General features: G+C 54.7%; 21 protein-coding genes. 19 read left to right on the forward strand and 2 right to left on the reverse strand.

All coding sequences use genetic code 11. The features are described 5' to 3' along the window. The first annotated feature begins 315 nt into the window (after positions 1-315). From Enr13x_RS37770 to Enr13x_RS08870, 5 genes are all read left to right on the forward strand, one after another. Positions 316-462 carry a hypothetical protein gene (locus Enr13x_RS37770; RefSeq protein WP_197455494.1) on the forward strand — a complete coding sequence of 49 codons (147 nt, stop codon included), beginning with the start codon at positions 316-318 and terminating at the stop codon, positions 460-462. A 321-nt stretch (positions 463-783) separates the two neighbouring features. Then, entirely contained in the window at positions 784-930 is a 147-nt protein-coding gene (locus tag Enr13x_RS37775; protein ID WP_197455881.1) for a hypothetical protein, read from the forward strand. A gap of 588 nt (positions 931-1,518) precedes the next feature. Next, complete coding sequence (locus Enr13x_RS08860) at positions 1,519-1,731, forward strand: hypothetical protein (RefSeq protein ID WP_145385675.1); 213 nt, start codon at positions 1,519-1,521, stop codon at positions 1,729-1,731. 281 nt (positions 1,732-2,012) lie between these two features. Then, positions 2,013-2,159 carry a hypothetical protein gene (locus Enr13x_RS38830; RefSeq protein WP_231744169.1) on the forward strand — a complete coding sequence of 49 codons (147 nt, stop codon included), beginning with the start codon at positions 2,013-2,015 and terminating at the stop codon, positions 2,157-2,159. Between the two features lie 103 nt (positions 2,160-2,262). Continuing rightward, positions 2,263-2,982 (forward strand): hypothetical protein, encoded by a 720-nt coding sequence (locus Enr13x_RS08870; RefSeq protein ID WP_231744170.1) that lies wholly within the window; start codon positions 2,263-2,265, stop codon positions 2,980-2,982. Positions 2,983-3,179: 197 nt separating this feature from the next. Here Enr13x_RS08870 and Enr13x_RS08875 read toward each other — a convergent pair whose 3' ends face one another. Beyond that, complete coding sequence (locus tag Enr13x_RS08875) at positions 3,180-3,524, reverse strand: hypothetical protein (RefSeq protein ID WP_145385678.1); 345 nt, start codon at positions 3,522-3,524, stop codon at positions 3,180-3,182. 65 nt (positions 3,525-3,589) lie between these two features. On the opposite strand from Enr13x_RS08875, the gene Enr13x_RS08880 reads away from it, so the two are divergent. The 12 genes from Enr13x_RS08880 (at position 3,590) to Enr13x_RS08935 (ending at position 16,704) form a co-directional block, all read left to right on the forward strand. After that, the gene (locus Enr13x_RS08880) at positions 3,590-4,144 is read left to right on the forward strand and encodes a hypothetical protein (protein WP_145385679.1); all 555 of its coding nucleotides are present in this window, start codon (positions 3,590-3,592) and stop codon (positions 4,142-4,144) included. 589 nt (positions 4,145-4,733) lie between these two features. Further along, positions 4,734-5,738 carry a PIN domain-containing protein gene (locus Enr13x_RS08885; RefSeq protein ID WP_145385680.1) on the forward strand — a complete coding sequence of 335 codons (1,005 nt, stop codon included), beginning with the start codon at positions 4,734-4,736 and terminating at the stop codon, positions 5,736-5,738. A 543-nt stretch (positions 5,739-6,281) separates the two neighbouring features. After that, positions 6,282-6,794, forward strand: coding sequence for a hypothetical protein (locus Enr13x_RS38835; protein WP_231744171.1), 513 nt, complete (start codon positions 6,282-6,284; stop codon positions 6,792-6,794). 854 nt (positions 6,795-7,648) lie between these two features. Further along, positions 7,649-8,113 carry a hypothetical protein gene (locus Enr13x_RS08895; RefSeq protein ID WP_145385681.1) on the forward strand — a complete coding sequence of 155 codons (465 nt, stop codon included), beginning with the start codon at positions 7,649-7,651 and terminating at the stop codon, positions 8,111-8,113. A gap of 1,712 nt (positions 8,114-9,825) precedes the next feature. Beyond that, complete coding sequence (locus Enr13x_RS08900) at positions 9,826-10,485, forward strand: UbiA prenyltransferase family protein (protein ID WP_145385682.1); 660 nt, start codon at positions 9,826-9,828, stop codon at positions 10,483-10,485. A 342-nt stretch (positions 10,486-10,827) separates the two neighbouring features. Further along, entirely contained in the window at positions 10,828-11,466 is a 639-nt protein-coding gene (locus tag Enr13x_RS08905) for a hypothetical protein (RefSeq protein ID WP_145385683.1), read from the forward strand. Between the two features lie 66 nt (positions 11,467-11,532). Then, positions 11,533-12,276, forward strand: a complete 744-nt coding sequence (locus tag Enr13x_RS08910) for a hypothetical protein (protein ID WP_145385684.1) — start codon at positions 11,533-11,535, stop codon at positions 12,274-12,276. Positions 12,277-12,596: 320 nt separating this feature from the next. Continuing rightward, the gene (locus tag Enr13x_RS38840) at positions 12,597-13,517 is read left to right on the forward strand and encodes a tyrosine-type recombinase/integrase (RefSeq protein ID WP_231743777.1); all 921 of its coding nucleotides are present in this window, start codon (positions 12,597-12,599) and stop codon (positions 13,515-13,517) included. A gap of 14 nt (positions 13,518-13,531) precedes the next feature. After that, a complete protein-coding gene (locus Enr13x_RS08920) occupies positions 13,532-14,944 on the forward strand; it encodes an IS91 family transposase (RefSeq protein ID WP_261344197.1) in 1,413 nt (470 codons plus the stop codon). Between the two features lie 152 nt (positions 14,945-15,096). Further along, positions 15,097-15,675 carry a hypothetical protein gene (locus Enr13x_RS37780; RefSeq protein ID WP_197455882.1) on the forward strand — a complete coding sequence of 193 codons (579 nt, stop codon included), beginning with the start codon at positions 15,097-15,099 and terminating at the stop codon, positions 15,673-15,675. 125 nt (positions 15,676-15,800) lie between these two features. Continuing rightward, positions 15,801-16,301 (forward strand): hypothetical protein, encoded by a 501-nt coding sequence (locus Enr13x_RS08930; RefSeq protein ID WP_145385686.1) that lies wholly within the window; start codon positions 15,801-15,803, stop codon positions 16,299-16,301. 130 nt (positions 16,302-16,431) lie between these two features. After that, positions 16,432-16,704, forward strand: a complete 273-nt coding sequence (locus tag Enr13x_RS08935; protein ID WP_145385687.1) for a hypothetical protein — start codon at positions 16,432-16,434, stop codon at positions 16,702-16,704. On the opposite strand, the gene Enr13x_RS08940 is transcribed toward Enr13x_RS08935, so the two are convergent. Then, positions 16,691-17,611 (reverse strand): ISAzo13 family transposase, encoded by a 921-nt coding sequence (locus Enr13x_RS08940; protein ID WP_231743739.1) that lies wholly within the window; start codon positions 17,609-17,611, stop codon positions 16,691-16,693. The genes Enr13x_RS08935 and Enr13x_RS08940 overlap by 14 nt on opposite strands. Before the next feature lie 1,302 nt (positions 17,612-18,913). On the opposite strand from Enr13x_RS08940, the gene Enr13x_RS08950 reads away from it, so the two are divergent. Then, positions 18,914-19,342, forward strand: coding sequence for a hypothetical protein (locus tag Enr13x_RS08950; protein WP_145385688.1), 429 nt, complete (start codon positions 18,914-18,916; stop codon positions 19,340-19,342). Positions 19,343-20,682: 1,340 nt separating this feature from the next. Then, on the forward strand, positions 20,683-20,829 hold the full coding sequence (locus Enr13x_RS37785; RefSeq protein ID WP_197455883.1) for a hypothetical protein: 147 nt from the start codon (positions 20,683-20,685) through the stop codon (positions 20,827-20,829). Positions 20,830-20,836 lie beyond the last annotated feature (7 nt).

The raw sequence follows: 20,836 nt of genomic DNA on the forward strand, positions 1-20,836 counted from the left end.
CGATGAACGGGAGTTGCGGGCGCCGTCTTTTCGTGAGTTCAGGTTTTCTGGCCGCAACCCCGTTATCGCTACCGTTCGCGCTGCTAACCGGCGCCTGGTGACAGCGTCCACTTCTTCTTTTGCGTCTTCTCGCGTTCTTTTGTGGCAATTGATTTGCTGTCGTTTGATCGTGACCCGGAGGACGTCCACCGGATTTCATCGGACCTCTGTTTCCTGGGATTCGCATTTGATGTCACGGTTCGATAGGTGCGCGGTCGACTCCACCGACGAAGACAAACCGGCGCCTGTTGATCGAGTACGAGCACGAGTACCGCGATGCTGAGTACGAGTACGATTCAAGACAGACCGACGCCTGAAGTGCCGACCGCAGATTGGGACACTCGATTTCCCACGGCGATTCCGATCGAGTACATTGGCCGTCAGCGACGATGGCTCGGGCTGTCGTCATGGCCGACCGCGTGAACGAAGTGGTGCACCGCAGTCGGCGAGTTGAGTTTGTTTTTGAGTTCAGGTCCATCGCGCCGACGCGGTGACCACCGCCGTTCACGCTGCTAACCGACGCCTGACGACAGCGTCCACTTCTGCTTTCGCGTTTTCTTGCGTTCTTTTGTGGCATTTGATTCGCCGTCGTTGGACCGTGCCCCGGAGAACGCCCACCGGATGTCATCGAACCTCCGTTTACTGGGTTTCGCATTTGATGTCACGGTTCGATAGGTGCGCGGTCGACTCGGCCGGCGAAGGCAAACCGACGCCTGTCGATCGAGTACGAGCACGAGTACCGCAATGCTGAGTACGAGTACGATCCAAGACAAACCGACGCCTGAAGTGCCGACCGCAGATTGGGACACTGGATTTCCCACGGCGATTCCGATCGAGTACATTGGCGACCAGCGGCGATGGCTCGGGCTATCGTCGTGGCCGGACGCGTGAACCACGTGGTGCACCGCAGTCGGCGAGTAGAGTTTGTTTTTGAGTTCCGGTCCATCGCGCCGACGCGGTGACCACCGCCGTTCTGCGTGCAAGACAAAATCTATGACCCGCAACGCATGGCGAAATTTCCGAACCGTCGTCCGCTATGTAGTCTATGCTTGCTGCGTGATAGTCGTGTTGTTTCCAATCCTGGTATGTGGATCTTTCCTCATCAATCCTTTTGGAGGATTTGCCGGATCATCGGAATTCGCTAACAAGACTGGTTCCGCTGCCAAACGCTCGATTAATGAATGGCCTTCGAATGTTGCTACCGCGGCAGTCCGGTCGGTGTCGCGAAAACGCGACTACTCGATCGACAGTCACTCAACGTGGTATAAGATTGAATTAGATACTGCTTCCGCTCAACTCTGGGCAGACTCTGTGCATTCAGATCGCGAGCGCCATTCTCGCGAATCTTTACGGCCAGACGATCGAGGCTTGGAAGGCGTTCGCAGGATCGTACCTGGCCCACCACCACTACACTCAAAGACAGGTGACACACCTGACTGGTGGTCCCCGCCGCCAATCGATTTTCGCGCAACCGAAGCAATGAAGTGGTATTCCGGCTATGATTCTGGTGTTGGGCAGGCGGCATATACGGGATATGATGCTGACAAGCAAACATTGTGGGTGTATGAGTACGCTTGCCAACATGATCGACTCTGGGAACCAGATCAGATACCTGATGGCGACGTCTTCTCGCGACTCAATGAAAACGCAGAACCAAACGATGCAACCGAGCGGCGAAAACGGGCGTTTTGAAGTGGTTGATCTTCCGTCGCCGCCGGCTGATCGTCAACGTTCACGCTGGTAACCCACGCCTGACGACAGCGCCCACTTCTTCTTTTGCGTCTTCTCGCGTTCTCTTGTGGCAATTGATTTGCTGTCGTTTGATCGTGACTCGAAGGTCGCCCACCGGATGTCATCGAACCTCCGTTTACTGGGTTTCGCATTTGATGTCACGGTTCGATCGGTGCGCGGTCGACTCGGCTGACGAAGACAAACCGACGCCTGTCGATTCGAGTAGGAGTACGAGTACCGCAATGTTGCGTACGAGTACGATCCAAGACAATCCGACGCCTGAAGTGCCGACCGCTGATTGGGGCACGGAATTTCCCTTGGCGTTTCCGATCGGCTACATTGGCCCTTGGCGGCGACGGCTCGGGCTGTCGTCGTGGCCGGACGCGTGAACTATGTGGTGCACCGCAGTCGGCGAGTCGAGTTTGTTTTTGAGTTCAGGTCGATCGCGCCGACGCGGTGACCACCGCCGTTCGCCAACGAGAGAGGATCGTTTTGCGTAGTTTCGCTTACTGTTCGCTAGACCGGCTGTGTTCGCTCTCAACGGCAACAATCATCTGCACGGCTATCTTCGCGTTCGGATGTACAAAAACCATCGAGTCCGAATCGCATGCCGAAGTACCACGCGACTCAACCGTAACACAAGAGGACGATGCCGCAAAACGAGCAATTGCATCAAACGACTCATACTGGATGGCAATGGACGGGGTGCAACAACGCTTTCCCGACGCTGTTGTCTACACGTCACCCGGACGCGATTTCCCGCCTGGCAACCCAGATTTTACACTCGAAGAACAAGAGAGGATCGATAGCCATCGTGGCCAGCAGGTGATTCTTCTTGTGGACATCGTTGATATCTATCGAGTCGGCACGACATACCGGATTGTTTGTCAGAACATCATGGATCACATGTTCATTCTTGATAGCGATAAAAACACGGTTGACTCGATAATTGAAGTCGCCAAGACGGACGATGTATTTTGGAATCGTACCTTCGCAATTGTCGCCGAACTGGCCGCGTCCAAAGTTGCGTACGAGAGGCTACGTCACGCAGAGGTCGTCTATGAGGCGGAAGAGTGGTACGAAGATTCCGAGGCGGAATTGCGAGAGGAGGGGCTTCATCCCACGGTATACGTTACTGGACAGTGCGTAAGAACCGTTCACATTCCAGGTTTTGACCTATACGTTGACTGGGAGGCAATCACGCCACGTTAACATGGCGGGACTCGTGATTCCTGCTCCAATTATCGCAGCGGCGTTGATCTACACGCATTACGATGAGACCGCGAACGATCGAGCATACCTACAGGGGGTCAGGCGATACCGTTTTCAAGATCGACCAGCGGACCGGAGAGGTATGGCGGTATTCCCAATATCTGTTTATACCGGTAAACACATTGAAGCCGGAACGGTCATCCAATTCCAGTTGAGTCTTCAACGCCACCACAATGATTGATCCACCCGATCCCGTACTGTCTCTCTACGGCATTCGCGCCGGTGGACCTTGGATAATCGTTCACGGTTTGCGATTGGTTCAATTCGACCACCACTCGGAATGGAAATACGATCTGCATTGGACCGGGAGTGGATGGTCCAAGCCAGACGCCGACGACGCATATGTTTTTGAGTACGAAAAGAACGCCCAATTTCACATTGATGAGAATCGCGACGAACTTATACGCTCGATCCCACGCAGCTTCGAATAGCAAAAACGGCGAACCTGCCGAAGGCATGGAGCCGGGATTGATCTGAAGCAACTTCGTTCGCCGAATGAAATGACGCCGTACTCACCCGTTCATCCTTTGCATCGCCTAACGCCTTCATGCCATTTATGACTCCAAATGGACTGAAAATCCGACTTGAAGAAGTCGCATCGTTCAACGCCATTCAACAAGCACGTTTTGGAACAGCGGAAGATGTGCTGCATTCCACCGAATCGCTTGAAATGGCTCCTGCACTTCTTTCGTTCGTCGGAGGAATGGTTGCATTTGCAGCCGGCCAGCCATTGTGGGTGGTTGTTGCGACGATGATTGCGACTCAGTTTGTCCCCCGAGAACTTTATGCTTGGATTCCCGGTTGGCTATCACTTTCTCATTTTGCAAACCCGATTTTGCGGCTGGTCGCCGGCCTTGCCGCAGGGTATTACTTCGCAGGATGGAACGGATCGTTGACTTACTTCGCTGGAATGGTTGGGGCGTTTGTTCTACCAATGATGCTAACGCCCTTGCATATTTCTATGTTTGGGATGACTCAAGCTGAACGAAGTTTTCTGCTTGCTTGTGCGAAGCACGGGGTGCCGAAATCTGCGATTGACGCCATCTTCGATGAAAACGGCGAACCAGACGATGCAGGTGAGTCGCCGAGTTTAGTTTATTGAAGTGGTGAGTCCTTCGCGGCGACCACGTGATCGTTAACGTTCGCGCTGCTGAATCGTACTCGTACTCAGGGCGCAGCCCGGTACTCGTACTCCTACTCGATACAGCTTCCAACAAACCAACGCCGGTCGCCGATGCTGCCGAATGTTGCGTTCGACCTCGCCCTCGTTGATTTCATCAGACCTCCATGGCCAGTGATGGGCGTCTGATACCACGGTTGGGATGGTGTGCTGAATCGTTGGCCACTGAGATCTCCGAGGACACCGAGGCGAGACAGTTTCTGCTCTGTGCTCTCGGAGTCCTCTGTGGCAAAGTGCACTTGAGAGTTCACACGGACGACCAACGCCTTGACCTTGCCACCATTGGGACACCGAATTTCCAGTGGCTATTCCAATCGGGTACATTGGCTGCTAGCGACGATGGTTCCAAAGTGGCGTTCCGGCCGGATGCGCGAACCACACGATGCACGCCCAGTTCGCTCATCGTTGCGAGACCCAAACTTTGACCCGTCCCCGCGATCACTCGACTGCCGACTCCAATCCGCTGGTCCGCGAACGGGGTGATCGTCGACGTTCGCCGACAAGACCAAACATGTCACTTACTGTCGTTCTCGATTCGAACATCTGGCTAAATGAACAGATGCTGCGACACAGCGTCGGTAGCGCTGTTCGCTTCTTCCTTCGTAGGCACAGCGCACACGTGGTTGTTCCAGAAGTAGTACGGCGAGAGGTCGAACTGCATCTCGAAAAAGAATTGAAAGAACTGACATCACGTCTTCGGGAAGGGCATCGGCGACTGCTTGGACTCGTTGGAGAGCTTAAAGAACAGGTCCTGCCGACCGACGACGAATTGACAGTAATCGCATCTACTGCGTTCGCAAACGCTGGGATTGAAATTACTGACTTCCCTTTTTCGCTTAAGTCCGCACGATCCTCATTTGAGAAGACGATTCGATCTGAGCCGCCCAGTGGGCCAAAGAATCAACAATTCAAGGATGGAGTAATCTGGGCAGATTGTCTAACGCTCGCCATGGACTCACCAGTTCTTTTCATTACGCAAGACAAGGCTTTCTACAAAGCAAAAGATTACAAAAAGGGGCTGGCAGACAATCTCATTGAAGAGGCCCAGCAGGCAACGCACGAAATATCAATCGCGCACGACATCAGTTCAATTCTTGAACGTATTGGCGACCCGATCGAAATAGATTATTCGTTTCTTCACCGCGAATACTACCCGACAATAAGCGACGGAACAGAACGGCTTATTGGTTCCGAGGGCTACGAGCTTGCTGAATTGCTGTCAGGCGATCATACGGTTTTTGCGACAAATGATCCCAACATCGGTCATGTCGAGTTCTCCCTCCAGTATAAATGCGTTCACCCTACGCTGAGCGATGGCTCGCTGGTTGCAAAGGGAGAGTGCGTGATTAACTCCGTCTCAGGAAACCTGTCGGACTTTCGAAACCGTGGTGAAGAATTTCATTTCGTGAACGCTGAAGGTGAACAACAAAAACGCAATATCGTCCTGGGGGTCGGCAGTATTGTGCTTGGACATCGAACGGTTCAACACTCAGTTCGAGCCGTTCTAGACGCGTAAGAAACGGCGAACCAGCGGATGCACGTGAGTCGCCGAGTTGAGTTTGTTGAAGTGGTAAGTCTTTCGCGGCGACCACGTGATCCGTATCGTTCGTGGCGGTAGACGTGGCTGCGATCGACCAACGCCTGTCGTCCATGCTGCTGATTGGTGCGCTCGAAGTTGGCCCACTTGAAGTCATCGAACCTCCGTTTCCTAGGATTCGCTTTTGATGTCGCGGTTTGACGGGTGCGCGGTCGACTCGGCTGACGAAGGCAAACCGACGCCTGACGACTTCAGCGCTGGCGACCGACGCCTGACATGCCGGCTGCAGATTGGGACGCTCGGATTTCCCTTGGCAAATCGAATCGAGTACATTGGCAAGCCGCGACGATGTTCCAAACCGGCGTGCCGACCGACGCCACGAACCCGGCGATGCACCCCAGCACACTCATTGTTGCGATACACAAACTTTCACACCGACCGCCTTCATCACGCTCACGCCATCTCAATCGTAGTGGTCCGTGTGCGAGGTGATCGCTGATGTTATTTGCACGGACGCTTCCAATGTTCGCACCCGCTGCCATCCTAAAGACGTTTGTCGCTTTGGTGCTGATCGCGCCCCCGGCATTTGAATCAACTGACGCCACCGTCGCACGGTTGCGATCGCACGGGATCCAGCTCTCCGGCCGAGACCCGTGCGAGGGCACCGGTCTTCATTGTGCGTTGCTTCCTGTCTATACGGCGGGCGACGTTTGCTCTGTCTTTCTACCCCGACGCGGATACACGGTTGCCGATCTTCGTACGCTTTCTCGTCTTACCAACCTGCAGCATGTCCGATCAAATCGGATGCTGTCGGAACGCGAATACAACATTCTCAATGCGTCTGTACCCAGAAGCGTATGGCTGTTCTGCAATGTGCGGCTCGATGATGGTACACTCAAGCGGTTGGGCACTCGCTATAGTCGTCAACCCAACACTTACGAAGACGTAAACGGCGACGGCGTTGTTGACGAACATGATGGATTTGATTCCGCCGCCGGTCCGGCTGTTCCACCGCGTATCGAAAACGGCAAATAACCATGAAATGCACGCGAGGACGGGAGTCGCGGTTTTTGGTCTGCTTGCATGTTTTTCGCCCGTCCCGCGTGATTTCTACCGTTCACGCTGCTAGCCGACGCCTGACGACAGCGCCCACTTCTTCTTTTGCGTCTTCTCGCGTTCTCTTGTGGCAATTGATTCGCCGTCGTTTGATCGTGACTCGAAGGTCGCCCACCGGATGTCATCGAACCTCCGTTTACTGGGTTTCGCATTTGATGTCACGGTTCGATAGGTGCGCGGTCGACTCGGCCGAGGAAGACAAACCGACGCCTGTTGATTCGGGTACGAGCACGAGTACCGCGGTGCTGAGTACGAGGGCGGCTTTCAGGCCCGGAGGGCCGGTAGAGTGTCTGCCGGTGGCGTGAGCCACCGGGGGTGGATTCAAAGGCACGCCCTAGGCCCAGCGGGTCGACACAATATCCGGGCTTGGAGTGGACCCGGAGCCACATTGTGCCGGCCTTCCAGGCCTCCGCAAATCCGTTCTTTCGATACCGGTGGCTGACACCACCGGCAAGCATTGTGCCAGCCCTCCGGGCTTCATCCCGACTCCACATAGAAATCGGTTCAGCGAGGGGAGTGAAAGTTTCCACGGCGATTTCGATGGAGTACATTGGCAAGCAGCGGCGATGGCTCGGGCTGTCGCCATGGCCGGACGCGTGAACCATGTAGTGCACCGCAGTCGGCGAGTTGAGTTTGTTTTTGAGTTCAGGTCGATCGCGCCGACGCGGTGACCACCGCCGTTCTGCCATGGAGTTTTTGTCCACCACAAAATGAGAATCAAACGGCGAGATAGTTCAGCAGTCACATTCAGTTTGCGCTCGTGCTTGGGTTGGATGACGATTTCGGCGTTTTTGATTTGGGTGGGCGCCGCCTTCTATTTGGCGATCATTGCAGTGATTGCACTTCAGTACCTTGCACTGGCCTACGCTGCGTTGCTTGCGCGTCAAACCGGTCGACTGACCAATGCCTCGCCGTTCGTTCGATACCGAACCCCGGTTCGCGAATTGCCGACGCTTCGATTTTGCGTCGTAGTATTCTTGGGCGTCCTCTGTTTGATGCATTTGTCCATGGAACTGACCTTCTACCCGATTGCTTTTCCAACGATTTGGCACTCACCATCAGTCGTTTCGCTGACTTTGGCCCAAATTGAGCGATTGTCTATCGCGGGATTTACATTGTTGCTTGTGATTTCCTTTTTGCTTGGCGCATACAGTGGTGACCGATTTCCACGCCGAGTTTGCGTTGAGACGTCTGGGGCGTTAACTTTACTACATGCTTCTCACGTCATGGTTCCGTAGCAAGTGAAGGCAGAACCAAGCCGTGCACACGAAGGACGGCTTGCGCGGTTTCACCGATGGAAAATCAATCGTCCGTCCTCGGTGACGGCGGCCGTTCACGCTCCTGAATCGTACTCGTACTTCGGCGTCAGCCGGTACTCGTGCTCGATAGGATGGCAAACAGACCAACATCGGTCGGCCACGCTGCTGAACGTTGTGGCTGAACTCGGCCCATCTGATTTCACCAGACCTCTGTTTCCTAAGATTCGCATTTGATGTCACGGTTCGATAGGTGCGCGGTCGACTCGGCTGATGAAGACAAACCAATGCCTGTCGATTCGAGTAGAAGTACGAGTACCGCGTTGCTGAGTACGAGGACGGCTTTCAGGCCCGGAGGGCCGGTAGAGTGTCTGCCGGTGGCGTCAGCCACCGGGGGTGGATTCAAAGGAATGCTCAAGGCCCAGCGGGCCGACACAATGCCCGCGTTTGGAGTGGACCGGGAAACCCATTGTGCCGGCCTTCCAGGCCTCAGCAAATTCGTACTTTCGATACCGGTGGCTGACACCACCGGCAAGCATTGTGCCAGCCCTCCGGGCTTCATCCCGACTCCACAATGAGATCGGTACAGCAAGGGGAGTGAAATTTCCCAAGGCGATTTCGATGGAGTACATTGGCACAGACCGATGCTGGCTCGGGCTGTCGTCGTGGCCGACCGCGTGAACCATGTGGTGCACCGCAGTCGGCGAGTGGAGTTTGTTTTTGAGTTCAGGTCGATCGCGCCGACGCGGTGACCACCGCCGTTCACGCTGCTAACCGGCGCCTGACGACAGCGTCCACTTCTTCTTTTGCGTCTTCTCGCGTTCTTTTGTGGCAATTGATTTACGGTCGTTTGATCGTGACCCGAAGGTCGCCCACCGGAATTCGTCGAACCTCCGTTTCCTGGGATTCGCATTTGATGTCATCGTTCGATAGGTGCGCGGTCGACTCGGCCGAAGAAGACAAACCGACGCCTGTTGATTGCAACGCCGACAACCGACGCCTGAAGTGCCGACCACAGATTGGGACGCTCGATTTCCCACGGCGATTCCGATCGAGTACATTGACAAAGAGCGGCAATGGCTCGGGCTGTCGTCGTGGCCGGACGCGTGAACTATGTGGTGCACCGCAGTCGGCGAGTTGAGTTTGTTTTTGAGATCAGGTCATTCGCGCCGACGCGGTGACCACCGCCGTTATTGGCGTCCATGCCAATGACGTCGCGGTTCAGGCGGTTTGATCCTTTGGGATCGGACCACTGGACCAACCTTGATGGACTTGATCAGCCATCAAGTAGAGTACGGCGTTTCGCCGTGCTAATGATCAGTCCGGCTTTCACGAGCAGGATTGATGCCACGCAGCGATGCCTTGGCATTGTCTGCTTCACTCTCGCTTCGCCGTGGACCGATGGTGCTCGGTGGAACGGGACACGCCGACCCGAGACGGTCGGTTACACTGTTATTGAACTGCCCGAGAGCAACGCAGACGCACCGATGCGGACGCCCTCCGTGATGGACAGCCAATAACCAGCCGTTGCAGGGGAATTCGCGGTCAAGGTGCCATGCGAAGGCTTGCTTGTCGGGCGCGAACCCCCTGAACCGCGACGTTCGCCGACTTTGAGATTTCGCGCTCTCTGTTGCTAGATTCCGGGCCCCATAACCTGCTGGGATACGACTCCAAACGCTTGCCACTGGAAAAGCATGACGGCTGACGACAAGCGAAACGAACTTTACGCACAAACTCGCGACGACCTACTCAAACGTCAACTCTCCAACAACGAGAACTTTGACCGCGCGATTCTGACCTTATCGAGCGCAGGGCTCGCAACCAGCGTCGCGTTTCTACGTGGAATGGCCGCAGAGTACGGCACTTGGTGGTTAGTGTTGTCCTGGGTCGCATTTGTAGGGGCAATAATCGCAACGCTCGTCTCGTTCCAGACCAGCCAAGCTGGAATCAAGCGTCAGCTCGAGCTCGCCGAGGATTACTACCTCAAGAAAAACGACGACGCCTTAACGGCGTCGAACAAAGCCGCAGAATGGACGGATCGACTTGCCGGGTGGTCGGCGATTTCATTTATTTGCGGTATAATTCTGCTGCTATGTTTTTTCGGATCAAACCTTCATCAAAACACGCCGGAGGCGGACATGACCAAGGAAATCCCAGGGTCGCAAAAGAAGGGCGCGTCAGTAAACCGTATGCAACAAATCGAGGGTGGAGCAACTGTTCCGAACATGCAACAGGCGCCTACCGACGATTTGGGCTCGAGCATTCCACCGATGCAACAGCTTCCCGAGCAACGGACGGACGCACCATCAGGCGGTACCACGAACACCGATTCCTCGACGCAATCAAGTGACTAAACGCAAGGAGCTTCTTCATGGCTGACGACGATTCTAGAACCACCGACCGCTACGGTGCTGCCGTGCCCAGAATGGTGCGCGTTGAAAATGGCGCTTCAGTGCCATCTATGCAAGCGGTGCCAACCGAAGAACGCGGTGCCAGCGTTCCGCCAATGCAACAAGTGCAACAGACCTCGGCTCCCAACCAGTCGGACGGAGGCTCATCCTCCGGAACGGGGTCATCCTAACGCAGGATCGCGGCGAACCATGCCGTGCACACGGAGGACGGCGTCGCGCGTTTAAAAATGGAGAATCCACTTGCCGTCCCCGGTGACGGCTGCCGTTCGCCGACAAAGAGAGTTAATGGGACGCAAGATCGCGTGGGTCAGCCTCTTCATGCTGGGCGCTCTTCTGGCCAGCGACATTGGACTTTCTACCTTCCGCTTGTCAGAGGCAGTGACGCGGAACCCGCTGACTATCGAATTGACATCATTCCTTTCCAGCAACGGCCCCGCTTCTCTCTATGAGCTCGAGCAAGACTTCCTACTTTTCGCGCCGATAAGCGTCATCGCGGTAATGTCTGGATTGGTCGCTTCGTTGATCCTTTCATACGATCGGGCAGTTCGCGGTTTTTCATTCTGGGCGGGATATGCGATCGTGCATGCTTGCATGCTTACGTATTACGCGGACATTGAATCCAGATTCGTTACCACAGAGGTCCTTATCCCATTCGTGATTGGGATATTCTGCACGATTCCCAGCTATGGTGTCGGAATCGAAGTCATCCGTTTGGCGCGAATCGGGTGTCTGCTGACTTGCTCGCTTAGGGACATGCTCACTCTTACCGGTGCATGTGCTATTCTTGCGTTTGCTTCAATCGCGGATGTGGCTTGGATTTCCACGTGCGTTTTTCTAGCGATCGCGATTGCGCTTTATTTACGGCTACACCTTGTATCACGCAAGAGTGGCGAACCAGACGATGCACCTGAGTCGCCGAGTTGAGTTTACTGAAGTGGTTGATCGCTCGCGGCGACCACGTGATCGTTAACGTTCTGTCGACAAGTGCAGATGCTGAAGTGTTTCCGAATCGACACGCCTTTTCCTCTTCGCATTCCGTTTCCTAGACGTGGTGTCCCTGACAGCAATTTGCTTCCGCCCACATCTCTTGCATTTGATCCTGACGACGATCGTGGCGTCGTACGGATGATGTTTGCACCTCCAACGAAATGGGTTGAATGGTCTCGCAAAGATGTTCCAGGCGAATTTCTATGGATGCCGCACGTCCGTACAAAAGTAGACGCGTTTCAATGGTGGAAAGAGGGATGGATTCATATCGTAGAAAGAAGGGAAACCGGAATGAAAACGAGACTCGATCGGCGTTTGGCCGATGCAAGCGACGACGGCGAGCGAGAGCGCATTCGAAGCACGTACCAACATTGGTTTTCCGAACAAGAGAACATCTCGCGGCGTCCTGCGGAATGGACGATCGAGCATTGGACGGCTCCCAGCGGTTCTGGAATGCGATCTTGGCGCTGTGGCGACGGGATAGCGGTCACGTTTGAATCGCAGGTGCTGGGTTTCGTGCCCGGCAGCCCAGTGCTTCTGCTGATCTCGCCCGACTCAGGTGCGATTTATGTTCCGAATGGCGGGCTGGACTTCCTGCACAGCGCCTTTAGCATCGGCAATCCACATGATCTATACTCACCGTCACTGGCAGATAAACCTCTAGACGTTACCGACGTCGTTTGGGAACGCGAGGAGGCAACGACAGAACCACGCGATGATACGGAGCGGCGGTGGTCGCCGGTTTGAAGTGGTTAGTCAACTGCCGCCGCCCGCATATCGCCACCGTTGAACTTAATCGGCAGCGACTTCATTGGCGTGACCGTTTTCTCTTGTCAGTGCGGTGAGTGTGTGAGGGTCACAACGTGTCTGTCTTTCGGCGCGCCTGTAGGCGCTTTTGCGGTTAGCCAGTTGTGCGCGCTAGGCGTTCTTTCTGTCTCTTTCTTTAAGCCTTGCCTGGCGTTTTAACTTGCGCTTTTTGCTCGTTGACGCACCCTTGTTGTGTTCCCCGCACGCTGCGGCGCGAACTTCTTTTGAACTCTGTTTCACAACAAGGACAAGCAACCGTGATGTCACACAAAAAACGAACCTGCAAACTCACCAAGCGGCTCGCCGAAGACATGATGATCCGCAACATGGCCGAAGCCACCATCGACGCCTACACCTATCACGTGCGAAAGTTTGCCGACTTTATCCAAAAACCGCTCGACCAGGCAACCGTCGAAGACGTTAGAACCTTCCAGCTCCATCTGATCCGAGAACGAAAGCTTGCATACGGATCGTTCAACCAGGCCGTTTGTGCTTTACGGTTTTACTATCGCTACACCCAGCCCATGCCCTGGCCGGTCACGATGGTTCCCTTCGGCAAACGGCCCAAGAAGCTGCCTACCGTGCTCGGCCGACAAGAAGTCGACCAGCTGATTCAATGCACGGCCAATCTGAAACACCGAACCTTTCTGATGACGCTCTACTCCGGAGGGCTGCGGTTCGCCGAAGCGGCCAACTTGAGGATCCACGACATCGACTCCAAACGGATGATGATTCGAGTCGCCAATGGGAAGGGCAAAAAGGAACGCTTGATCCCTCTCTCACCGAGGCTCTTGAAAGAGCTCAGGATCTACTGGCTCAAGTACAAGCCGACCGACTTGTTGTTCCCGGGAAAGATTCCGGGAAAACCCTACGCCGACACCACGATTCGCAAAGCGATGAAGGATGCAGGGGAGAAGGCGGGGATCAAACGCAGGATTTATCCTCATGTCCTGAGACACTCCTACGCGACGGGACTGCTGGAAGCTGGCGTGGACCTGTTGACGATCAGCAAGCTCCTTGGTCACGCGAGCTTCATCACGACGATGGTCTATCTGCATTGCCGCCGGGAGCACCTGCACAGTGCCCCGAGTCCACTGGACTGGTTGCCGGTCAAGCAACTTCCGACTTACACGCCGCCGACGGAGAACGGCGAACAGGACGATTCAGGCAAGAAAAGCTAACCGTCCATCAACTCATTCGTCGCGGTGCTGAACGTTACGTCAACGAGCACCGCGACGGGGGAGCCAGCATGACGGTCCAAAGCGTGTTGGCCAAGACCAGCCTCTGCCGTACTTCGGCACTCGGTGGTCGTTGGTATCAGTGTGATGATTGTGATCGCCTGACGAAACGACACAACTCCTGTGGCGATCGGCACTGTCCGCAATGTAGTGGCGGAAAACGCCAGAACTTCTCCGATAGAGCTTCGAAACTGATCCTCGACGGTGTGAACTACTACCAAGTCGTCTTCACGTTGCCGGAGGTGGTCTCGACGATGGCACTGGCGAATCGTCAAGAGATCGCGGAGTTGCTGTTCCACTCTGCTTGGAAGTCTCTCAAAAAGACGGTTGAAACAGAACAGCAATATGAGCTCGCTGCGCTGATGGTGCTTCACACCTGGAACCAGAAGCTGGATGCTCATTGGCATGTTCACGCATTGGTTCCGGGGGCGGGGCCCAGTTTAAGCGATGGAGGTTGGATTAAAGCCAGGGCGCCGCAAGTCGACGGCTATGAAGATGACCGCCAGTACCTCGTCGATGCGATCAATCTTCGAAGATCGTTTCGGAAGATCGCGGTGGCTCACCTACAGCGTCTTCGTAAGAACGACAAATTGAAACTCGACGGCTCGCTGGCGTATCTGCAAGGTGACGAAGCCTGGGAGGAGATGATCGATCAGCTCGAATCAAAGGAATGGGTCAGCTACATCGAACCCCCTCCGACCGAAAGCAGTCGCGGCGAGCACGTGGTTCGTTACTTAACGCGTTATCTGACCGGTGGGCCGATCAGTGACTACCGCATCATCGCCGCGGACGACCACGAGGTCACATTTTGGGCCCGCGAAGGCCGCACCACCGGTGGTGAATCGCTTCAAGTTCCGTTCACTCTCTCGACATCGGAGTTCATCCGTCGCTGGTGCCTGCACATTCTGCCAAAAGAGTTGACCAAAACACGTCAGTTTGGAGGCTGGTCGAATACAAAAGCTGAAGAATATCTCGCGAAGTGCCGAGCGTCACTCACCGATGCCGACCGATCGCAGGCGGGGACTCTCGACTTGCTCTCTGATGAAGTCGACTCGGTCGAGGCCGAGCCCGAATCGACGTTGTGCTGTGAGCACTGTGGCAGCGAATCGCTTCGTCTGACGCACGAGTATGAGAAGCGACCGTGGAGCGAAATCTTCCGGCGGGACTCGAAAGATAGCCCACTTTGGTACCGCGAGAGTCAAGAAAAAGATGACATTCGCTTTTGGGACGGGGCAATGGGTGAGGGCTTTTCGGAATGGTACGCGTGGTATCTGAAAAGTGGCATTGAAAGTGCAAGGGAGCGGACGGCCCCCGAAACCGCACCCGAATCAAACGCCAGAGCTGGCACGCGGCAACTGCAGCTATTCTAATAGCGGTCTACCCGAACCCGGCCAAGTCGAGCCGACAAACTTCAACGCACGATCTATCCCTGCACGTCCCGTGCCCGGATAGATCGCATTTCGTTCCCCGAAAGAGTCGCACTCTACTTTTGGATCCAACGTTGCACTGACGCTTTAGCCCCATGACACAGTTTCGCCACAAGACGCTCGGCACGTTTACCCAACGCGAAGAGTTCGACGACCTTCGTTGGGAGGCCGATCTCGAATTACCGGCTTTCGCTGTATTCTCGTATGTCCGAAACGGTAAACGCAGGCGATCCAAGAAGGTTCCTGTCGCGATCTACGACGATGGCGAACCGTCACAAGCTGCGATCAAAATGCTTCAGGCGATCAAGCGGTCGCAGAAGCAACTCGTGAAAAACATCTGCACGACATTTTTTGATGACTTGCGACAACAGGGCTATGATGACTCAGGTCGCCACGAAGGACATGGCATGTGGTGGAGCCGTGATCCTGTAACCGTCGCTCTCGCGTGTCGCGAAGTGCTTCTTAAACGACTCAAGCGTGACCGTATGTGGGAACCGGAAGACCTTTTTGCTGTCCTGTATGAGCCTAGAATTGAGATCTTTCCTTCGGACACCGATGATGGCATTCCGCGAACCTTGATTGATTTTGGTGCCGAGTTTGAGGATGAGCATGGTGTCAGCGTTCGTACGGATGGTAAACGAGTGCTGAATCTTGGATACTCTGGCGAAGCATAGCCGCAAGAAATCGGGGAACCATCCGATGCACCCGAGTCGCCGAGTCGGGCGTTTTGAAAATGGAAGATCTCTCGCGGCGACCGGGTGATCGGTACCGTTATCGGACAGACACAGCACGTTGAAACATGAGCTTGACCTACATCACAGAGCCGCTCACGCAAGCTGCTGCAGGAATGTTCGAGCATCTTCCAACGGGGGTGGTACCGTCTAACGACAACCGCTTTCCTTCTCCCAATGAGATGCTTGCCATTTGCAGTTCTCTTCCGGGCTACACGGTCGTTCGAAATGATGTGCTTAGTGCCGCATTCTACGTTGAGATCGAAAGGTGCTCCGATAGTGCACATTGGGCCGCAATCAATTTCAGCGTGGATCCGAACGACTTGGATTTACCCGCTAGATTCGTCTTCGATCGCTGCGATCCCAAAACAGCTTTTTCTGTATTGAAGGCCGTCGCGGCACTCTGCGGCCCACATGTCTACCTTGATGACACGCTGGTCGAGCCCCTAATTGTTCAAGGGAGTGACAGTGTTGACGACTTGCTCGAGTATTATGACGCATACCAGATTGGAGACCAGGATCAAGTCGATGGTGATGAGGGACCGACTTTGATGCATCCAACGTGGTAGACTGCATGGGCCGATAACAACGCGATGCACGACGAGTCACCGAGTCGTGGTTTTTGAAGTGGATGATCACTCGCGGCGACCGCGTGATCGCAGACGTTCCCCGACACCAGAGAGTTTCACATTTTCTTCGATGGTGCCACCCGAACCCAAAGATCGATTTGTAGTACCGAACGCCAGGAAATGGCTTGATGGCGTGTTCGGATTTTCTGCCGATGCTTACATGCAAGACTGGGAGATTGAACTCTCTGATGGCCAGCGGCTACGAGAATTTGTCGAAGCGTACGACACACTCAGTCTTAATGAGGACGAGCGGTTCGCATTGATGGCATTGATAGTTGCATCCGCCCACGACGCCTTGGACTTTCACGGACTAAGGACCGCCGGAACAATTAGTGTCGGTTAATTGGCGAGAATCGATAGTTCCATCTCGGTATTTGTTCGTCAAAAACTGTACGCAGAGCTGCTTTCATTGTTGCGGTCGCGTTCTCACCCGTCTCGTACAACCCTCGCAAGACGTTGACCGTAGTGCGAAGGCCGGTCCGAGTCGATGTGTTCCGCATCAACTTGACAACTGTTTCCAACTTATCGAAAAGCATCCCGGAGCAAGCACGTCCAAGATGCGGAAAAAAACGGCGTTCAATCGGATTGTATTTTGAACAGTAGCTTGGATAGTGGGCTACCCGAATTTCGATGCCGATCGTGTCGACCAACTTTTGAAGGTAGTGCTTGAAGATGTATTTTGAAGCTGAGTTGCTACCGCCGCAATCGCACAATAGCAAAATGGAATTGGTATCCGGATAACAACGTTTCCCTATCCGGTTCCAGTACCATTTGAGGCTATCGGTCGCGAAGCGACTCGTCTCGTGAGAGAGTCCAATGTTGACGTGCCCAGCATTTCGTCCGATGTCGTAGATTCCGTGAGGAATCACAACGCCATCAGCCCAACTCGGAAAGTCGTGGTCGAACGCTTCAATGGGCTCTGTGGTGCGAATGCGACCGGCCCGGTAAAGACGGCCCAGGAATTCTTTGCTTTTTGTGTCGATCGAAAAGACCGGATTGCCGGCAGCCTGATAGCTCTCCACATGTCCTGCGATGAGATCAAACTGCTGCTCGCGATCCGCTGACAAGCCACCGGAAATAGTTTTGATCATTTTTCGAAAACCGATCTTCAAGCTATTCAGCCAAGCGGAGACCGTCTTGTCGCTCACAGGGGTGCCGGCCTCGGCCGCCTTCTCAGCCATTTCAGTGGAGGCCAGGTTTGTGTAAACCACGTCGGGCTCATCAGGATCGCCTCCAACACGAACGCTCAATAGTTCGTTCAGATTGTCTTCGAGGTCGGGATCGGTTTCGATCTTTTTTTTCGTCCAGCACCTGGCCGCCGTATCCTACCTTTCGCCGGATCATTGGAGAGTTGATCGAGCTCAGCGATACCTCGTTCGATGGTGCGAGTCGAGCAGCCCAGTAATTGACTGATGTACGGTACACCTCCTCGCCCGAGACGCTGTGCCTCGACAGCCGCGAACCGACGGCGATCCTTTTCGGACAAGGTTGAATAAAAATCGACTGCTCGCTTGGCAGCCAGATCGTCAAGCTGATTTTCGAATACAAACGCCATCCTTGGCACCCTCGCTGGTGGATTGAGACGCGGAAAGTCTACCCCATCCAGCGAAAACCCGCGACACTAATTGTTCCGGCGGTCCTAACAGATTCCGAATGGCGCGTGATCCATGACCGGCTTGTGCGCGATGCAAACATTCACGCGAGCACGATATACTATTGGTGCTGCATAGACGCAACTTGCGATGACGAGTGCTTCACGCTTACATCTCGAATGCGGGCGGTTTGGAACGACGCGTTTGACACGATGGAGCAGCAAATGCCCGTGATGCCAGGAAGCGGGGAACCATCCGATGCACCGAAGGACCGGGCATCGCGTTTTGACAATGGAAACTCAACCGCCGGTCCTCGGTGATCGGTACCGTTCGTCGAATGATGAAAAACTGCAATTGAATGACGCTTTACTGATGAGACGCGCACGATTCGGGATTCACGCATTGCTGGCCGGGGCGGCGATTTACGCGGTCATCTTCGCGTGGCATTGGCGACCAGAGGACCTAACCGTGTCCCTTCGTCATGACCTCAATCTCCCCGCTACTACGAAGATCGAATTGATTGACAAACGGATCGAACATTCGTTTGCCGACTTTCAGAAGGCATGGTTTCTGGTGCAACAGGGTTCGCAATACCGGTTGGTCGCTGCAAGCAGATGCACCGATCTGAGTAGGCAAGGCTACGGTTCGTGGTCCAGGCCGGGTTTAGCACCAGGCATGGTGACTCCTGCGCCGTTTGACCATGCCTTCGGCGCAAGGCCCAGTGAGTCAGAGATCGAACAATGCATGCGATACTCGGACGATTGGTGGTAGCGTATAGTGCATGATTTGATTGACACAATGGTCACGTTACGCACATCACCAAAGCCACGACGAACCATGCGATTCACACGAAGCACCGCATGACGGTTTTACAAATGGAAACCACATTGGCGGTGCTCGGTGATCGCCGCCGTTCGTCGAGACTTCCGAGCCATTCTGCACCTTCCTTGAATTTGTGATTTGAGTGACAAGATCATCAAGCGCCTGACTTGGGATGCCGGAATTCAGGCATACCTTGGCAACATAGACTTCACAGGCCGAAGAGTTGGCGTCACGGTTTGGGCTGAGAAAGATTCTCGGGACTACAAACACCTCCGTCAGGCAGCCGAAGACGTGCTCCAGTCTTGGCCCAAGCTCAAGCCAAAACTCTTCACATTGGCAAAGGAGCAACTCAGAGCGACCGGGTGGTTTGCACCAGAGACTCGAATAATTTGGCGGCAGTTTCACCTGTTTTCCTTCGGTATTCAACGCGACATGTCCGACGATGCAAAGGTCTTCTATGATTTTGGCTTTACTGTTCCGAGATTCCTGCGTGAAGAAGACTTCATAGAGGTGATGAGGTATCTTGATGGCACTAGCGAATCCGCGGAGGTGCGGTCATTCCTATGATGACGGCACGACGAACCATGGCATGAACCGAAGTGGCGGAGTCGTGGTTTTTGAAGTGGAGAATCGTTCGCCGCCACTCGGTTATGCCTACCGTTCGTCGCACGAAAAGCCTTCCATGCCCCAGAGGATACAGCTCGTTTGTGGCGTATCATCAGCACAGCAATTGAACTCGTTATCGTGATTTTTTCGCTGCCGATGTACGCGGTTGCGATACCTCTCATGATTCGGAGCGACCGAAAGTCGGCAAACACGATCGCGTCAATGGACTGCCCATGGTGCGGGAATGCATTATCCGATATTGCAAAACATGACTTAACCCGCTGTGGTGTGAAACTGACACTATCCCCGGGAACGAAGGTCGAATGGGATCGTCTTCCTTCGCTCCTGGTTTCATGTCCTCAATGTGGTAAAGACATTTGTTTTGATCGACGTCTACGGACAACTGCGTGCGATCGGTCGGATGCAATCACGCGACGCCGTCCCGCGGCGGAAAATCGATAGACGACTCACGTTCGGCATCGTGCTACAATCATGAGTCGCGTTCTTGCGTCTTTACTGGCACAGATGCCGACGAACCATCGGTTGCAACGGAGGCCGCGAGTAGACGTTCTTGAAGTGGTTGATTTCGCGTCGCCGCCGCGTGATCCTTATCGTTCACGTTCCCAAATCGTACTCGTACTCGTACTCAGGCGTCAGCCGGTACTCCTACTCGTACTCGACTGGAAGGCAAACAAACCGATGCCGGACGCCCACGCTGCTGAACGTTGTGACTGAACTCGGCCCACCTGATGTCATCGAACCTTCGTTTCCTAAGATTCGCATTCGATGTCACGGTTCGATAGGTGCGCGGTCGACTCGGCCGACGAAGACAAACCGACGCCAGTCGATGCCAACGCTGACTACCAACCCCTGAAGTGCCGACCACAGATTGGGACGCTCGATTTCCCACGACGATTCCGATCGAGTACATTGGCAAACAGCGGCGATGGCTCGGGCTGTCGTCGTGGCCGACCGCGTGAACCAAGTGGTGCACCGCAGTCGGCGAGTTGAGTTTGTTTTTGAGTTCAGGTCGATCGCGCCGACGCGGTGACCACCGCCGTTCACGCTGCTAACCGGCGCCTGACGACAGCGCCCACTTCTTCTTTTGCGTCTTCTCGCGTTCTTTTGTGGCAAGCGATTTACTGTCGTTTGATCGTGACCCGAAGGTCGCCCACCGGATGTCATCGAACCTCCGTTTCCTGGGTTTCGCATTTGAGGTCACGGTTCGATAGGTGCGCGGTCGACTCGACCGACGAAGACAAACCGGCGCCTGTTGATCGAGTACGAGCACGAGTACCGCGATGCTGAGTACGAGTACGATTCAAGACAGACCGACGCCTGAAGTGCCGACCGCAGATTGGGACACTCGATTTCCCACGGCGATTCCGATCGAGTACATTGACAAACAGCGGCGATGGAACGGGCTGTCGTCGTGGCCGAACGCGTGAACCATGT

The sequence above is a fragment of the Stieleria neptunia genome, assembly GCF_007754155.1.
Taxonomy (GTDB): Bacteria; Planctomycetota; Planctomycetia; order Pirellulales; family Pirellulaceae; genus Stieleria; species Stieleria neptunia.